The organism is Glycomyces tarimensis, from assembly GCF_054776215.1.
Map to the genome: position 1 here is coordinate 16,358 of NZ_BAAHCB010000036.1, position 15,314 is coordinate 31,671.

The window sequence follows — 15,314 nt, forward strand, 5'->3', positions numbered from 1 at the left end:
CACATGGCCCTGGTCCATCGAGTAGAGGAGACGGGGCCGTGGGCGCAGCTCTACGGTTACTCGCGCGCGGTGGCGGTGGGGCCGCTGGTGGTCACCAGCGCCTGCACCGCCGACGTCGACGGCCGTCCGAGCCTCCTCGACGATCCCGCGGCGCAGGCGAAAGAGGCGTTCCGTACCGCGCTCGACGCGATGGTGCACGCCGGGGCGAGCGTCACCGACGTGGTGCGCTCGCGGCTGTACGTCACCGATCCCGCCCACGCCGACCCGGTGGGCCGCGTCCACGGCGAGTTCTTCGGTGTGGTGAAGCCCACGGCCACCGTCGTCACCGTGTCCCGGCTGCTGCACCCCGGCCAACTCGTCGCCGTCGAACTGGAGGCCTTCCGCGCGTGGCGGGACATCGACTAAATTCGACTCCAGGTGCCTTAACGACCGTTCAGTAGACGGGTAGTCTGAGTTGAGAGGAGGTACCGCCGTGGACCCTGAGGAGATCGCCGAAGCCCGCGAGCGCTGGGAGAAGCGCTACGCGTCCGCCGCCAAGCGGCAGGCCGACTTCACGACGCTGTCGGGAATGGAGGTCGACCCCGCCTACGGTCCGCCCGAAGGAGTCGCCGACCCGCGGATGGAGCGGATCGGCTGGCCGGGCGAGTATCCCTACACGCGCGGGCTCTACCCCACCGGCTACCGAGGCCGAGCCTGGACGATCAGGCAGTTCTCCGGATTCGGCAACGCCAAGCAGACCAACGAGCGCTACAAGATGCTCCTCGGCGCGGGCGGCGGCGGGCTCAGCGTGGCCTTCGACATGCCCACGCTCATGGGACGCGACTCCGACGAGCCGGCGTCGGCCGGCGAGGTCGGCCACTGCGGCGTCGCCATCGACTCCACCGCCGACATGGACGTGCTGTTCGACGGCATCGACCTCGGCGCGACCACGACCTCGATGACGATCTCCGGCCCGGCCGTGCCGATCTTCTGCATGTACCTGGCCGCGGCCGAGCGCCAGGGCGTGGACCTGTCGGTGCTGGACGGCACGCTCCAGACCGACATCCACAAGGAGTACATCGCCCAGAAGGAGTGGCTGTTCCCGCCCGAGCCGCACCTGCGGCTCATCGGCGACCTCATGACGTACTGCGAGGCCAACATCCCCCGCTACAAGCCGCTCTCGGTCTCGGGCTACCACATCCGCGAGGCCGGCTCGACTGCCGCGCAGGAACTCGCGTTCACGCTCGCCGACGGCTTCTCCTATGTCGAGCTCGGGCGCTCGCGCGGGCTCGACGTCGACCGATTCGGGCCGGGCCTGTCCTTCTTCTTCGACGCCCACATCGACTTCTTCGAGGAGATCGCGAAGTTCCGCGCCGCCCGCCGCCTCTGGGCCAAGTGGATGAAGGAGGTCTACGGCGCCAAGACCGAACGCGCCCAATGGCTCCGCTTCCACACCCAGACCGCCGGCGTCTCCCTGACGGCCCAGCAGCCGTACAACAACGTGGTGCGCACCGCCGTCGAAGCGCTCGCCGCGGTCATGGGCGGCACGAACTCCCTGCACACCAACGCGCTCGACGAGACCCTCGCCCTGCCGACCGACCAGTCCGCCGAGATCGCGCTGCGCACCCAGTCGGTGCTGCGCGACGAGACCGGCGTGACGAATGTGGCCGACCCGCTCGGCGGCTCCTGGTACGTCGAGGCCCTCACCGACAAGATCGAGGCCGCCGCCGAGGACCTGTTCAAACAGATCCTCGCGCTCGGCGGCGAAGCCGGCGACGACCCTGCCGAGACCGCCAGAGAGGCCGCAGGCCGCCACGAGATCGGGCCGGTGACCACCGGGATCCTGCGGGGCATCGAGGACGGATGGTTCACCTCCCAGATCGCCGAGGCCGCCTTCACCTACCAGCGGCAGCTGGAGGAGGGCGCCAAGCACATCGTCGGCGTCACCGAGCTGACCGAGAGCGTCACCCCGGAGGTGGAGATCCTGCGCATCTCCGACCAGATCGAGCACGAGCAGCGTGCGGTCCTGGACCGGCGCCGCACCGGGCGCGACCAGTCCGCGGTCGACGCCGCGCTGGCGCGGATGGTCGAGGTCGCCAAGGGCGAGGGGAACCTCATCGAGCCGATGCTCGACGCGGCCCGCGCCGAGGCCACCCTCGGCGAGATCTGCGGCGCCCTGCGCGATGAGTGGGGCGAATACCGCGAGCCCGCGCGCATCTGAGGCGCGCGCGACGAGCGCGGTGCCGGCGGCGCGTGCGCCGAGCCGGTCACTAAGGCATGCCTTTCTTTCAATGGTTCGTTGAAGCGCTGCTCGCCGACGCGCAGCGATTTCACCGCGCGCCCTCTCGAATCGTCATATGATTGAAGGCGCTCGCCGTTGCATCTTAATGAACAATGCTTGTCATTTGGTCGCTGAATAGTTATTCGGATATGCGACATCTCTATGTCGAATATGATCGAAGACGTTGATTCAGTGGTCCCAGTGGGGCATCATCCGCGCGTTAAGGTTGTTGCTGGTGTCCGTTTCTGAGCAGTATCGTGCCTGCCCACAGCCCCGGGTCTGCTGGTCATCCCATCATGTGCCCCTTTATAGTGGAAACTATGATGGGCACCACTGTCGGTATCAGAGAAATATTCACCGTAGAAAATGCTGACGGGGTGATCTTGATGTAGTACGCTGATTCAATGACATGAACGAATCGCGAGTCCACGTCCCGGAGGTGGCCGACAGTCGGTGAATCGGGCGGCGCGCGAGCCGCCACACCAGTCGCCACACCACGGGACGAGCGCCTTCAAGAAAAGATTCACAAACTCGGCCCTCCACTGAACGCCCCCGGATGTCTCCGAACAACGCCGCTCACGCGGCAAGCCCACGACGAAGCAAGATCCGGCGCGACGCGCCGGAGCAAGGCAGAGAGAACGGGCAGGATGGGATTCCCATGGCGGACAAGCAATCAACCGAACGACGCGTCGGCTCGAACGAATACGCACACCTGGCGCCGCTGTTCAACGAACTGGAGCAACTCGACGAGGGCGACCCGCGCCGCGCAGAAGTACGCGACCGGCTTGTCACCGGCTATCTGCCCCTCGCGGAGCACATCGCTCAGCGGTTCTCCGGCAAGGGCATAGCCAAGGAAGACCTCGTGCAGGTGGCCTCGGTGGGCCTGATCCACGCGGTCGACCGCTTCGATCCCCACCAGGGCGCCGACTTCCTCTCCTACGCCGTCCCGACGGTGATGGGGGAGGTGCGCCGACACTTCCGCGACACCAGCTGGCCGATGCGCGTTCCGCGCCGGCTCCAAGAGCTGCGACTGTCGATCAACCAGGCCAACGGGGAGCTCGCGCAGCGCCTCGGCAGGCCGGCCACCAACGCGGAGCTCGCCGAGCATCTCGACATCACCGAGGCCGAAGTCGAAGAGGGCTACGAGGCCAGGCAGGCCTACCGCGCCGTCTCCCTCGACGAACCGCCGTTCGAGGACGAGGAGCGCGCCCCGCTGGCCGAGTCGATGGGCGAAGAGGACACCGCGCTCGAATTCGTGGAGAACCACGAGTCGCTGGTGCCGCTCATCCAGGAGCTTCCCGACCGGGAGCGCCGCATTCTGGCGCTGCGCTACTTCGGCGACATGACCCAGACGCAGATCGCCGAGGAGGTCGGCATCTCGCAGATGCACGTCTCGAGGCTGCTCAACCGCATGCTCAACGAGCTGCGCGAGGGCCTCACCAGCGCTACGACCTAAGGTCGAACGGTCGTCGCCCTCCGGGCCGGATTCGTCGGGACGCTCCCGGCGCTTCTCGGCCCCGGTGGGCCGGCCGAACTCGGGCGCGTCCGAGGACTTCTGGCCCACGTGCGGGTCGTCGTGGACGCTCTCGTGGCCGGTGTCGGCCTCCGAGGTCCATCGCCTCACCGCATCGCTCAACCTTCGCAGCAGACGGCGCATGGCCGGTCTCCTTCCCTAGTCCCGATGTTCGGGGTACCCGGCAGGAGACCGGCCATGCACGTGCCGACCGATACCGCTCAGACGTCGCGGCCGGTCAGTGTGTCGCGGATCTTGTCGATGAAGCCGGCCCCGGGCCCGAGGATCAGATTGGCCGGGGGCTTGTCCGGGGCGCTCGGATGGGGACGGGTCGGGGCGAACTCCTTGGCCTTCTGCACCTTGTGGCCCAAGTCCCGCAGCTCCTCGGCGCTGCACGCCTCTCGCAGCCGCGGGAGCAGGTCGGACTCCTCCTCCTCGACGTGGTGCCTGATGGAGCTCATGAGCTCGCTCAGGCGCGGCTCGAAGTCCGGATCATCCGGCCCGAGCCCCTCGAGCCGCTTCATGATCTCCTCGGCCTCGGCGTGCTCCTCGATCTCATGGTCGGCGATCTCGTCGCCGTCGCGGAGGTGCTCTCTGGCGGCCGGGTACATGAACTGCTCCTCTGCCACCGAGTGGCGCACCAGTTCCGCGATGACGTGGTCGGCCAGGTCCTTGCGGGCCCCGCCCAGCACGGCGCCGTTCTCCAGCTCCGCGAACGCGGCCTCGACCTCGCGGTGGTCCTTGATGATGACGCCGATCAGGTCGGTGTCCTCTTCGGTGTTCGCCATCGGTCCTCCAGGTGTGATGGGACGGTTCGAACGGGAGACGAGGTACCCGCGCCCCGGGGCCCGAAACCCGAGGTGTCGTCGCACCATATCGGGGGTACTCGACGTTGAACTGCGAGAACACCCGAGGAAGGAGCACGACGATGACGCCACGCGCACAAGGCGCAGAGCGGTTCGTGCCGCCCTCTGAGGACCTCGGACGGCTGCGCGAGGCCGCCGAGACCTGCGAGGGTTGCGACCTGTTCCGCGACGCCACCCAGACCGTCTTCGGCATCGGCCCCAAGGGGGCCCGCCTCGTCCTCGTCGGCGAACAGCCGGGGGACGACGAGGACCGCACCGGCGAACCGTTCACCGGACCCTCCGGCGGCCTGCTCGACAGGGCGCTCGACCAGGCCGGCATCGACCGCGACGACTGCTACGTCACCAACGCCGTCAAGCACTTCAAATTCGCCCAGCTCCAGGAGGGCGGCCGGCGCATCCACAAGAAACCCTCGCGCGGCGAGGTGACCGCCTGCCGGCCCTGGCTCATCGCCGAGCTCAACGCCGTGCGGCCCGAACTGGTGGTCGCGGCCGGCGCGACCGCCGCCCAGTCCCTCATGGGCCCCGACTTCCGGGTGACCGCACAGCGCGGCGTCGTGCACGAACTCGAGTTCGACGGTCTCGAAGAGTCCACCCGGCTCCTGGCCACCGTCCACCCGTCCGCGGTGTTGCGACTGCGCGAATCCGAGCGCAAGGACGCCTTCGCCCAGATGCTCGTCGACCTGCGCAAGGCCGCGGAATTCGTGGGCGCCGCCAAGCCGCAGAAGGGCTAGCTCTCACAGCCCGGACCCGCACACGACGACGGGCACCGCGTCCCCTCCGCGCGGTGCCCGTTCGCCATACCCCCGGAACTTGGCTTCTGTTACTGCGAGATGGACTCCACCAGGCCGCCCGTGGTCGGCTCCGGCATCTGGCGGGCCACGTCGGCCAGCGCGATGATCCCGACCAGGCGGTGGTCGTCGAGCACCGGGATGCGGTGCACCTGGTGCTCGCGCATCTTCGCGACCGTGATCTCGGCGTCCTCGTTCGCGTCGGCCAGGATCAAATGGCCCTGCGGCAGGCGGTCCACCGTGTACTTCTCGGCGTCCTTGCCCAGCGCCATCACCTGAAGGACCAGATCCCGGTCGGTGACCATGCCCTTGATCCTGTTGTCGTCGGCGCCGCATATCGGCAGACAGCCGACGTCCATCTCGGCCATCATCCGGGCCGCGTTCGCCGCGGTGTCGTCGCTGCGGACGCACGTCACACCCGGATGCATGATGTCTCTCGCTGTGGCCATCGCCATCAGCTCCTCTCGTCGACCCGCTCGCCCCCGGACTTGCGAATACGGAGCTTGGATACCCGCATCGTTCGGGTCTATTCCTTCGTCACGCCACGAGGCGCTGCGCGGCGTGCACGATCGCGTCCGCGTCGATCCCCGCCGCCGCGAGCTGCTCTGCGGGGCTGGCGGAGGCCGGCATGCCCCGCACGCCGAGCTTGGCGAACCTGACCGACGGCACCTCGCCCGCCAGGACGTCGAGGACCGCGTCGCCGAGACCGCCGACCGGCCAGTGGTCTTCGACGGTGAGGACCCGCCCGGTGTCGGCGGCGGCCTGCCGCAGTGTCGAGGTGTCGATCGGCTTGATCGAGTAGGCGTCGATCACCCGCGCCGGGATGCCGAGGTCGGCGAGCCGCTCAGAGGCCGAAAGCGCCTCGGAGACCGTGATGCCGGCGGCGACGATGGTCACCCGGTCGTGCTTGGAGGCCACGAGCGTGCGGCTCCCGCCGACGGGGAACAGCTCGCCGGGTCGGTAGATGACCGGCGTCTCGGCTCTCGTGGTCCGCAGGTAGCTGATGCCTGGCAGGTCGGCCATCGTCGAGGTCAGGTGCGCGCACTGGTTGGCGTCGCACGGGTAGAGCACGATGCTGCGCCACAGGGGACGCATCATCGCCAGGTCCTCCAGGGCCATCTGGCTCGGCCCGTCGCGGCCGATCGAGACGCCCGCGTGGGAGCCGACGATCCGCATGTCGGCGTTGCCGATGGCGGCCATGCGCAGGAAGTCGTGGGCGCGGGTGAGGAACGCCGCGAACGTCGCCGCGTACGGCACCCATCCGAGCGCCTGCATGCCGACCGCGTTCGCGATCATCTGCTGCTCGGCGATGTAGCACTGGAAGAACCGTTCGGGGTGGGCGTCGGCGAACTGCTGCGTGCGGACGGAGTCGGCGACCTCGCCGTCGAGGACGACCACGTCCGGGCTGGCGTCGCCGACGGCGGTGAGTGCCTTGCCGAAGGCGTCGCGGGTGGCGACGTTGGAGCCGTGCTCGAACTCCGGCAGGTGCACCGGCTCTCCGGGCCGCTCGGGGCGCGGTTCGCGGAAGGCCGGCTCGGCGACGTTCACCCGCAGGTCTCTCGGCCCGCCGAGCTCGGCGAGCGCGTCGTCGAGCGCGGGGAGCGGCTTGCCGTGCGCTCCTTCCCTGTCCTCGACGGCCGCGACGCCCTTGCCCTTCTTGGTGCGGGCGAGGATGGCGGTGGGCCGGTCGGGCGTCTCGGTGGCCTCGGTGTAGGCGCTGTCGATCTGTGCGGGGTCGTGGCCGTCGATCTCGACGGTGTTCCACCCGAAGCCGCGCAGCTGGGCGGCGTAGGCGGCGGTGTCCCACTCGTAGCGCGTGGGGCCGCGCTGGCCGAGCCGGTTGACGTCGATGATCGCGGTGATGTTGGAGAGTCCTTCGTACCCGGCGGCGGCGAAGCCCTCCCACATCGAGCCCTCGGCCATCTCGCTGTCGCCGCACAGGACCCACACCCGGTAGGGGACCTCGGCGAGGCGGCGTCCCGCGAGCGCCATGCCCACTCCGATCGGCAGGCCTTGACCGAGGGAGCCGGTGGCGACGTCGACCCAGGGCAGGCGCGGCGTCGGGTGTCCTTCGAGGAGGCTGCCGAGACGGCGGTAGGTGAGCAGCTCCTCCTCGTCGATCGCGCCGGCCGCGCGCAGCATCGCGTACAGCAGCGGCGAGGCGTGTCCCTTGGAGAAGATGAGCCGGTCGTTGCCCGGCAGACCGGGGTCGGCGAAGTCGTACTTGAAGTGCTTGGCGAGCAGGACCGCCATCAGGTCGGCGGCCGACATGGAGGAGGTCGGGTGCCCCGAACCGGCCTTGGCCGAGCAGCGCACCGCGTCGGCGCGCAATTGCTGGGCTAGCTCGGCTAGGTCGGTGGTGCGAGTTTCGATAGTGGTCACGGCAGGGACCTTTCACGTGCGGCTTTCGGCCTCGTGGCCCTTCTTGGTGGGCTACCCGGCGGGTTCGTGGCGAAACCGCTTCGTCCTCGTGCGCCGCAGGTGTCACCCGCCGTCGGCGGGGTACCCGCCGGGCGGCGGCGACCCGCCGCCCGGCTTCGAGGAGGGATGACATGTCCGGTACTTCCGACAGGGCCACCGATCCTGGCTTCCACACGATGCGCGGCAGGGTGACACCGGTCCAGGACGCCGCCGTACTGGTGGCGTTGGGATTCGTGGTGGTGGGGGTCCTGGGTTTCCTGCCCGGGGTCACCACGAACTTCGACGAGATGGCGTTCGCCGGGCACGAGTCGGAGGCGAAGCTGCTCGGCATCTTCCAGGTCTCGGTGCTGCACAACATCGTCCACATCGTGATCGGGCTGGTGGGGGCGTTCATGTCGTGGTTCCTGCGCGGTGCCCTCATTTATCTGACGGTCGGTGGCATCGCGTATCTGCTGCTCGGCGTCTACGGGCTCTTCGTCGCCGCCGAGGACGCGGCGAACTTCCTGCCGATGAACACGGCCGACGACCTCCTCCACTTCGCGTTCGCCATCGTGATGCTGGGGCTGCTGTTCACGATGCGCCGGACGCCCACCAAGCACAGCTCCGGCGGGGGCAAGCCGCGGCCGGAGGCGGAGGAGGAGTAGCTCCGAGCGGGCTCGTGATGTCGCCGGGCCGTCGAATACATCGCCGGCCCGGCGCGGCGTCCCCCCAGATGCCTGCGCCGGGCCGGCGGTTTTCTTTCCCCGGTTGGCTTTATGTGTCTATTCGGGATGCGTCTATTCGGGTTGGGAGACGGCGCTGACGACCTCACCGACGATCGGTTCGGGCAGTCGGCGGGCCACGTCGGCCTGCGCGATGATGCCGATGACGCGGCCGTCCTCGACGACCGGCACGCGCCTGACCTGCTGCTCGGACATCTTCGCGAGCGTCATGTCGGCGTCCTCGTCGGCGTCGGCGAGCACCAGCGACTGGTGCTGCGGCAGGTCGCCGATCTCGTAGGTCTCGGGATCGTAGCCGGCCGCCATGACCTGGATCGCGAGGTCCCGGTCGGTGACCATCCCCTTGATCTGGTCTTCTGCGTCGCAGATGGGCAGCGAGCCGATGTCGTGCTCGGCCATCATCCTGGCCGCGTTCGCCGCGGTGTCATGGGTGTGGACGCAGTGCGCGGTCGGGTGCATGATGTCGCGTGCGGTCGCCATGGTCCGGGCTCCTCCCGTTGATCGCTCTGTATTGCTCGTCCCTGGTCAGTGAGTCTGGTGTGTCCGGCACTTGGCTACCCGCCCCGGGGGGATGTATGCGCGCCGTCGCCGCGCCTTTCTCACACCCGCGTGGTGGTGAACGCGAGCGAGAACGGGTCGAGCGTGGCCGGCTCCGGCCTGCCGGTGTAGAGCGGGTTTCCGGACACGAGGCGGTACTCGTGGCGGCGCATGAGCCGAGCGAGGGCGCTGGTGACGTTGAACAGCACCAGGTTGCGGCCCGGACAGCGGGCGGGACCGCCGCTGAACGGCACGAGCGCGGGCTCGCGTTCGGCGGTGCCGTCGGTCCAGATGTCGGGGGTGAAGCGGTCGGCGTACGGGAGCCGCTCGGCGTCGCGGTGGAACCATGGGGCGTAGATGAGGAACGAGGTGCCCTTCGGCAGGGTCGCGTCGCCCCACCGGGTCTCGGCGGTGCTGTCGCGCAGCACCAGCGGCGTGGTCGGCCACAGACGCAGCGACTCCAGGACGCACGAGCGCATGTAGGGGAGTTCCGCGGGCCCGTCCGGGTCGACGGAGGCGAGTTCGCAGCGGGCGACGTGGCGGTGGCCGCGGTTGACCGACAGCAGCGCGAGCGTGCGCATCAACGCCAGACCGGCGGCGTCGTAGGCGAACAGCCAATGCGCGACCTGGTCGTGCGGCTGGATCACCGGGTCGGTGTCCGTCTCGGCGATGGCGGCGGCGAGGCTGCCGTCCTCGGGGCGGTCGAGGTGTGCCCGCAGGCGCCCTTCGAGCGCGTCGCGGGCGCGTTCGCGCCGCGGGCTCAGGTACGCCCAGTTGGCGCTGCGCCGCAGTGCGTCGAGCACGCCGGTCAGTTCACGGTCATCGGTCGCCCGGTCGCCGAAGACGACGCGCCGGACGAGGCGCTGCCAGGAGCGGTCGAAGGTGCGCCAGTCGAGTCGGCCGGTGTCGTCCACGGTGGCGGCGAGCCGGTCGCATTCCTCGGCGGTGCGCGCGAGCATCGGCGCGGCGAGGTGGTGCAGCGGCCGGTGCGGCTCCAGGACCGCCTCGTTGAACCGGCGCCGCTCGCCGCGGGACGCACCACTGGAGACGAGCACGCCGTGCGGCTGGAACTTCCCCAGCGCGGCCCGCTTCTCGACCGTGTCGGGCGTGAACGGGTCGGGCGATTCGGCGAGGATCCGGCCGACGTCGCTCGCGGACATGACCAGAGCGATCGAGCGCCCGGGGATCTGCAAGCGCAGCGGCGACGTCCCGTGCCGCTCGCGGAGCCGCCCCATGAGCCGGATCGCGGACCGGTCCATCTGGCAGCGTTCGGCGACGGCCATCATGAGCGGTCGCCTCTTGACGACCCCCACGGCGACGGTCGGGACGACGAGCCTGGTCAGGACCCGGACGGTCTCGGCGACGCCCGCGCGTTGCGGGGTGGCGGACTCGTCGGTGGCTCCGGGCCGCGGCATGGTCTCGGTCATGAGATTCCTCCCTCGGTTCGCGGATACCCGGGCGACATCCGGCGAAACGGTGCGTGCGGCGCCGCGGCGTCGTTTACTGCCTTGTAGGGGCGGATATGAGCCCGCCCCTTCCACTCCGACTGATGAGAGGTGCGCTCAATGAGCGACGATGCCGCCCGCGACCGCAAGGACGAACAGCTCGACGTTTCGAGAGTCGTTGACCAGGACGAGGCCCTCACCACGCAGCAGGGGGTCCGGGTCGACCACACCGACGATTCGCTGTCCGTCGGCGAACGCGGCCCGACCCTGATGGAGGACTTCCATTTCAGGGAGAAGATCACTCACTTCGACCACGAGCGCATTCCCGAGCGGGTCGTCCACGCCCGCGGGGCGGGCGCCTACGGGTTCTTCCAGCCGTATGACTCCTGGCTCGCCGACTACACCGCCGCGCGGTTCCTCACCGATCCGGCGACGGCCACGCCCGTGTTCGTCCGCTTCTCCACCGTCGTGGGCTCCCGCGGCTCGGCCGACACGGTCCGGGACGTGCGCGGTTTCGCCACGAAGTTCTACACCGACGAGGGCAACTACGACCTCGTCGGCAACAACATGCCGGTGTTCTTCATCCAGGACGGGGTCAAGTTTCCCGACTTCGTCCACGCCGTCAAGCCCGAGCCGCAGAACGAGATCCCGCAAGCGGCCTCCGCGCACGACACCTTGTGGGACTTCGTGTCGCTGCAGCCGGAGACGATGCACATGATGATGTGGCTCATGTCCGACCGGGCCCTCCCGCGCAGCTACCGCATGATGCAGGGCTTCGGCGTGCACACGTTCCGCCTGGTCGACCGCGAGGGGCGCGGCACCTTCGTCAAGTTCCACTGGACGCCCGCGCTCGGTACGCACTCGCTGATCTGGGACGAGGTGCAGAAGATCGCCGGCGCCGACCCCGACTTCAACCGCCGCGACCTGTGGGACGTGATCGAGTCCGGCATGTACCCGGAGTGGGAGCTCGGCGTGCAGCTGGTGCCCGAGGAGAACGAGTTCGACTTCGACTTCGACCTGCTCGACGCCACGAAGCTCATCCCCGAGGAGCAGGTGCCGGTCCGGCCGGTGGGCAAGATGACGCTCAACCGCAACCCGGACAACTTCTTCGCCGAGACCGAGCAGATCGCCTTCCACACCGCGAACGTCGTGCCCGGGATCGATTTCACCAACGATCCGCTGCTCCAGGCCCGCAATTTCTCCTATCTGGACACGCAGCTCATCCGGCTCGGCGGGCCCAACTTCGCGCACCTGCCGGTCAACCGGGCCGTCGCCGAGGTCCACAACGATCAGCGCGACGGCTACGGCCAGCAGCGCGTCCACACCTCGCCGACGTCTTACAGCAAGAACAGCATCAGCTCGGACTGGCCGCGGCCGGGCCAGGCGGGCTCGTACACGCACTACACCGAGAAGGTCGAAGGCGCCAAGATCCGCCGGCGCAGCGAGAGCTTCAAGGACTTCTACAGCCAGGCCACTTTGTTCTGGAACTCGATGACCCCCGTCGAGGCCGAGCACATCGTCGCGGCGTACCGCTTCGAGCTCGGCAAGGTCACCGACTACGACATCCGCCGGCGCGTCGTGGAGCATCTGAGCCACGTCGATCTCGATCTGGCGAGCCGGGTCGCCGAGGGCATCGGCGTGCCGTCGCCGGAGGCCGAAGTCTCGCCCAACCACGGGCGCAGCTCGCCGGCCCTGTCGCAGTTGACCGAGCCCGTCCGCAAGGTCGCGACGCGCAAGGTCGCCGTGCTCGCCGCCGACGGCGTCGACGGCACCGGGACCCAGCGCCTGCTCGCCTATCTGCGTGAGCGGAACATCGTCGCGGAGGTCCTCGGCCTCGTCGACGGGCCGATCCGCGCCGCCGACGGCGCGGACGTCGACGCCGACCGGGCGCTCGCGACCATGGCGTCGGTCCTGTACGACGCCGTGGCCGTTCCCTGCGGGCCCGACAGCGCCGCCGCACTGGCCCGCGACGGGCGCGCCAGGCATTTCGTGACGGAGGCCTACAAGCACGCCAAGGCCGTCGCCGCCTTCGGCTCCGGACTGGAGGTGCTGCGCGCCGCCGGGGTGGACGGTGACCACGCCACCGGGCCCGAGCCGGTCAACGACGAGGGCGTGGTCACCTCCGTCGCCTCCGGTTTGGACGTGCCCGCCGCGTTCTTCGAGGCGTTTGCCGAGGAGATGGCGGGGCACCGCCGCTGGTCGCGCGTCACCGAGGACGTCGCCGCCTGAAGGGGAGAGGTTTTCACCGGGGGGACCGGGGGAACCCGCAAACGGACGGACCCGACGCCCGAATCGGACACCGGGTCCTGACCGGAGGTGAAAGGCCATGCCGCAGCAACACTGGACCAAGAAGGAAGAGCGGCAGTACAAACACATCAAAGGCCAGGCCGTGGAGCGCGGGACCGACGAGGACCGCGCGCAGGAGATCGCCGCGCGCACGGTGAACAAGCAGCGTGCGCAGGCGGGAGAGACACGGCAGGCCAGCCGTACCTCGACCGATGACATGTCGGCCTACAAACGCGGCGGGAAACGCTCCGGCAACCGTACCGGCCCGCAGGGCCGCACCAAGGAGCAGCTGTACGAGGACGCCCGCCGCAAGAACATCAAAGGCCGCTCCAAGATGAACAAGGCCGAGCTCCAACGCGCGCTCAAGCGCAAGTAGAGCCGGCGGAGAAGGAGTGATGACATGGAGGTTCGACGCGATCCTCAGGGGATGACCTTTCGAACCGCCGATGACTACGACACCGCGACCGCCAGGCGCCGCGAGTGGGACGAGCGGGACCGCTCGGTCACTCAGCTCGTGGGCGACCTGAGCTCACACGTCGCACACCTCGCGCGGGTGGAGGCCCAGCTGGCCGCCCGCGAGATGACGGACAAGGCCAAAGAGGGAGCCAAAGGCGGCGGCATGCTCGCCGTCGCGGGCGTCGTCGCGATCCTCGGCGGAGCCGGGCTCGCGAGCGCGGCCGTGTTCGCCCTGGCCCTGGTCTGGCCCGCATGGCTGGCGGCGCTCGTCGTCGGCATCGCGCTGTTCGTGATCGCCGGCATCCTCGCGATGATCGGCAAATCGGCGCTCAAACGCGCCATCCCGCCGGTCCCCGAAGCAACCAAGGAGCGCGCGCACGACGACGTCGAAGCGCTGCGCGGAAGGAAGTGAGGAGCGATGAGCGGATGGACCGTGCCGCCGAGCGCGGCGGTTCCTCCGGGAGTCGGCACCGGCCCGCCCCCGGGCGTTGGCCTGCCGTACCAACCGGAGGATGAGGCCGACCGCGTGACGGCTGAGCAGCGGGCCACGTGGGCCGAGGCCGACGCCGAGGCCGCGCGGTACCGCTCGTCCGACGAGCTGCGCCGCGAGGCCGACCGCACGCGGCAGCAGCTCAGCGAGGACGTGGTGCAGCTGCGCGAGCGGCTCGGTTTCGGCGACGAGGCGACCGCGGGCGGGCCCTTCGGCTCGGCGCGTCGCCACCCCGTGACCGTCGTCGTGGCGGCCGCGGGGGCGACCACCGCGACCCTGATCGGTCTCAAAGTCGCCCGCGCCCACCGCCGCGAGCACAACAAGGCGGCCAAGCACTACATGAAGGCCGCGAAGCGTCGGCGCAGGGACGCTCGGAAGCGAATGGGCGAGGCGAAGGACATGATCGTCTCGGCCGCTTCCGACCTGCCGCACAAGCGCCGCACCGGACTGCGCCGACTGACGCACCGGTAGGCGCGGACCGGCCGGTCCGGCGATACGGTAAAAGCCCGGATATCGACGTCGATATCCGGGCTTTCACGCTGTCCGGCGCCGGTTCAGCCGGGGACGGTCTCGCCGCCGAGTGCGGAGAAGATCTCGCCGGTGTAGAACGACGACATCTGATTCGAGGCGAGGAAGACGTATGACGGCGCCAGTTCGTCGGGCTCGGCCGGCCGGCCGAGCGGCACGTTCTCGCCGAAGCCCTCGACGTGCGACTCCGAGAGCGTCGAGGGGATCAGCGGCGTCCACACCGGCCCCGGCGCGACGCAGTTGATGCGGATGCCCCTCGGCGCCAACGCCTGCGCCATCGAGTACGTCCACGCGTGGATCGCGCCCTTGGTGGCCGAGTAGTCGATGAGGGTCTTGTTCCCCCGCAGGCCGTTGACCGACGAGGTGTTGATGATCGCGTCGCCCTCGCCGAGGTGCGCGAGCGCCGCCGTCGTCACCCGGAAGTAGCTGTGCATGTTCACCTCGAAGGTGCGCAGCCACTGCTTCTCGGTGATCTCCTCCGGGCGGTCCACCGGCGTCTGCGTCGCGACGTTGTTCACCAGGATGTCGAGGCCGCCGAACGCCTGCACCGTATCGTCGACCACCGTCGCGCAGTGCTCGGCCGAGCCGAGGTCGCCCGGCAGGAGCGCGCACTGGCGCTGCTCGGCCTCGATGAGCTCGGCGGTGTGCTCGGCGTCGGCCTGCTCCTCGAGGTAGGCGATGGCGACGTCGGCGCCCTCCTTCGCGAACGCGACGGCCACGGCCCGCCCGATGCCCGAGTCGCCGCCGGTGATCAGGGCCCGGCGGCCCTTGAGCAGGCCCCGGCCCTCGTATTCGCGCATCTCGTCCCGCGGTCGCGGGTCCATCTTCTCGGTGTATCCGGGCGGTTTCTGCTGCTGCGCGGGCTTGCTCATCGAATCATCCCTTCCGAAACATGCCCGGTCAGGTCCTGTGCCGGGCGCTGTGCGCTGGCGGATACCCCTGGCGCCGAGCGCTAATCCTCGCCTCGCGGCACCCGGCGTGTAGCCCCGGGAGCCGTCGGGTACC

15 protein-coding genes are annotated in these 15,314 nt (G+C 69.4%); 9 read left to right on the plus strand and 6 right to left on the minus strand.

Annotation, left to right across the window (positions count from 1 at the left end; all coding sequences use genetic code 11):
- Positions 1-3 precede the first annotated feature (3 nt).
- The 3 genes from ACYVK3_RS20910 to ACYVK3_RS20920 all read left to right on the plus strand — a co-directional run bounded on the left by ACYVK3_RS20910 (position 4) and on the right by ACYVK3_RS20920 (position 3,716).
- Positions 4-405 carry a RidA family protein gene (locus tag ACYVK3_RS20910; RefSeq protein ID WP_460499285.1) on the plus strand — a complete coding sequence of 134 codons (402 nt, stop codon included), beginning with the start codon at positions 4-6 and terminating at the stop codon, positions 403-405.
- Positions 406-472: 67 nt separating this feature from the next.
- Positions 473-2,200, plus strand: a complete 1,728-nt coding sequence (locus tag ACYVK3_RS20915) for an acyl-CoA mutase large subunit family protein (protein WP_460499286.1) — start codon at positions 473-475, stop codon at positions 2,198-2,200.
- Between the two features lie 718 nt (positions 2,201-2,918).
- Positions 2,919-3,716 carry a SigB/SigF/SigG family RNA polymerase sigma factor gene (locus ACYVK3_RS20920; protein WP_460499287.1) on the plus strand — a complete coding sequence of 266 codons (798 nt, stop codon included), beginning with the start codon at positions 2,919-2,921 and terminating at the stop codon, positions 3,714-3,716.
- Between the two features lie 278 nt (positions 3,717-3,994).
- Here the strand turns inward: ACYVK3_RS20920 and ACYVK3_RS20925 are convergent, their stop codons facing one another.
- Positions 3,995-4,561, minus strand: coding sequence for a hemerythrin domain-containing protein (locus tag ACYVK3_RS20925; protein ID WP_460499288.1), 567 nt, complete (start codon positions 4,559-4,561; stop codon positions 3,995-3,997).
- 140 nt (positions 4,562-4,701) lie between these two features.
- On the opposite strand from ACYVK3_RS20925, the gene ACYVK3_RS20930 reads away from it, so the two are divergent.
- Positions 4,702-5,370, plus strand: a complete 669-nt coding sequence (locus ACYVK3_RS20930) for a uracil-DNA glycosylase family protein (RefSeq protein ID WP_460499289.1) — start codon at positions 4,702-4,704, stop codon at positions 5,368-5,370.
- An 89-nt stretch (positions 5,371-5,459) separates the two neighbouring features.
- Here ACYVK3_RS20930 and ACYVK3_RS20935 read toward each other — a convergent pair whose 3' ends face one another.
- Both ACYVK3_RS20935 and ACYVK3_RS20940 read right to left on the minus strand, forming a co-directional pair.
- The gene (locus tag ACYVK3_RS20935) at positions 5,460-5,876 is read right to left on the minus strand and encodes a CBS domain-containing protein (protein WP_460499290.1); all 417 of its coding nucleotides are present in this window, start codon (positions 5,874-5,876) and stop codon (positions 5,460-5,462) included.
- An 88-nt stretch (positions 5,877-5,964) separates the two neighbouring features.
- Positions 5,965-7,800, minus strand: a complete 1,836-nt coding sequence (locus ACYVK3_RS20940; protein ID WP_460499316.1) for a transketolase — start codon at positions 7,798-7,800, stop codon at positions 5,965-5,967.
- Positions 7,801-7,979: 179 nt separating this feature from the next.
- On the opposite strand from ACYVK3_RS20940, the gene ACYVK3_RS20945 reads away from it, so the two are divergent.
- The gene (locus tag ACYVK3_RS20945) at positions 7,980-8,492 is read left to right on the plus strand and encodes a DUF4383 domain-containing protein (protein ID WP_460499291.1); all 513 of its coding nucleotides are present in this window, start codon (positions 7,980-7,982) and stop codon (positions 8,490-8,492) included.
- A gap of 132 nt (positions 8,493-8,624) precedes the next feature.
- On the opposite strand, the gene ACYVK3_RS20950 is transcribed toward ACYVK3_RS20945, so the two are convergent.
- The gene (locus tag ACYVK3_RS20950; RefSeq protein ID WP_460499292.1) at positions 8,625-9,047 is read right to left on the minus strand and encodes a CBS domain-containing protein; all 423 of its coding nucleotides are present in this window, start codon (positions 9,045-9,047) and stop codon (positions 8,625-8,627) included.
- A gap of 119 nt (positions 9,048-9,166) precedes the next feature.
- The gene (locus ACYVK3_RS20955; RefSeq protein WP_460499293.1) at positions 9,167-10,531 is read right to left on the minus strand and encodes a cytochrome P450 family protein; all 1,365 of its coding nucleotides are present in this window, start codon (positions 10,529-10,531) and stop codon (positions 9,167-9,169) included.
- A 138-nt stretch (positions 10,532-10,669) separates the two neighbouring features.
- Here ACYVK3_RS20955 and ACYVK3_RS20960 point away from each other — a divergent pair, with 138 nt between their 5' ends.
- The 4 genes from ACYVK3_RS20960 (at position 10,670) to ACYVK3_RS20975 (ending at position 14,252) form a co-directional block, all read left to right on the plus strand.
- Positions 10,670-12,778, plus strand: a complete 2,109-nt coding sequence (locus ACYVK3_RS20960; protein WP_460499294.1) for a catalase — start codon at positions 10,670-10,672, stop codon at positions 12,776-12,778.
- A gap of 97 nt (positions 12,779-12,875) precedes the next feature.
- A complete protein-coding gene (locus ACYVK3_RS20965) occupies positions 12,876-13,211 on the plus strand; it encodes a plasmid stabilization protein (protein WP_460499295.1) in 336 nt (111 codons plus the stop codon).
- Between the two features lie 51 nt (positions 13,212-13,262).
- On the plus strand, positions 13,263-13,703 hold the full coding sequence (locus ACYVK3_RS20970) for a phage holin family protein (RefSeq protein ID WP_460499296.1): 441 nt from the start codon (positions 13,263-13,265) through the stop codon (positions 13,701-13,703).
- Between the two features lie 6 nt (positions 13,704-13,709).
- Complete coding sequence (locus tag ACYVK3_RS20975) at positions 13,710-14,252, plus strand: hypothetical protein (RefSeq protein WP_460499297.1); 543 nt, start codon at positions 13,710-13,712, stop codon at positions 14,250-14,252.
- A gap of 83 nt (positions 14,253-14,335) precedes the next feature.
- On the opposite strand, the gene ACYVK3_RS20980 is transcribed toward ACYVK3_RS20975, so the two are convergent.
- The gene (locus tag ACYVK3_RS20980; protein WP_460499298.1) at positions 14,336-15,181 is read right to left on the minus strand and encodes a Rossmann-fold NAD(P)-binding domain-containing protein; all 846 of its coding nucleotides are present in this window, start codon (positions 15,179-15,181) and stop codon (positions 14,336-14,338) included.
- Positions 15,182-15,314 lie beyond the last annotated feature (133 nt).

What these genes read in the sequence shown, in the direction of transcription:
- ACYVK3_RS20960 (WP_460499294.1), top strand. Translation starts at nt 10,670, where the DNA reads ATGAGCGACGATGCCGCCCGCGACCGCAAGGACGAACAGCTCGACGTT.
- ACYVK3_RS20955 (WP_460499293.1), bottom strand. Translation starts at nt 10,531, where the DNA reads ATGACCGAGACCATGCCGCGGCCCGGAGCCACCGACGAGTCCGCCACC.
- ACYVK3_RS20910 (WP_460499285.1), top strand. Translation starts at nt 4, where the DNA reads ATGGCCCTGGTCCATCGAGTAGAGGAGACGGGGCCGTGGGCGCAGCTC.
- ACYVK3_RS20950 (WP_460499292.1), bottom strand. Translation starts at nt 9,047, where the DNA reads ATGGCGACCGCACGCGACATCATGCACCCGACCGCGCACTGCGTCCAC.
- ACYVK3_RS20975 (WP_460499297.1), top strand. Translation starts at nt 13,710, where the DNA reads ATGAGCGGATGGACCGTGCCGCCGAGCGCGGCGGTTCCTCCGGGAGTC.
- ACYVK3_RS20925 (WP_460499288.1), bottom strand. Translation starts at nt 4,561, where the DNA reads ATGGCGAACACCGAAGAGGACACCGACCTGATCGGCGTCATCATCAAG.
- ACYVK3_RS20935 (WP_460499290.1), bottom strand. Translation starts at nt 5,876, where the DNA reads ATGGCCACAGCGAGAGACATCATGCATCCGGGTGTGACGTGCGTCCGC.
- ACYVK3_RS20970 (WP_460499296.1), top strand. Translation starts at nt 13,263, where the DNA reads ATGACCTTTCGAACCGCCGATGACTACGACACCGCGACCGCCAGGCGC.
- ACYVK3_RS20980 (WP_460499298.1), bottom strand. Translation starts at nt 15,181, where the DNA reads ATGAGCAAGCCCGCGCAGCAGCAGAAACCGCCCGGATACACCGAGAAG.
- ACYVK3_RS20930 (WP_460499289.1), top strand. Translation starts at nt 4,702, where the DNA reads ATGACGCCACGCGCACAAGGCGCAGAGCGGTTCGTGCCGCCCTCTGAG.
- ACYVK3_RS20945 (WP_460499291.1), top strand. Translation starts at nt 7,980, where the DNA reads ATGTCCGGTACTTCCGACAGGGCCACCGATCCTGGCTTCCACACGATG.
- ACYVK3_RS20965 (WP_460499295.1), top strand. Translation starts at nt 12,876, where the DNA reads ATGCCGCAGCAACACTGGACCAAGAAGGAAGAGCGGCAGTACAAACAC.
- ACYVK3_RS20920 (WP_460499287.1), top strand. Translation starts at nt 2,919, where the DNA reads ATGGCGGACAAGCAATCAACCGAACGACGCGTCGGCTCGAACGAATAC.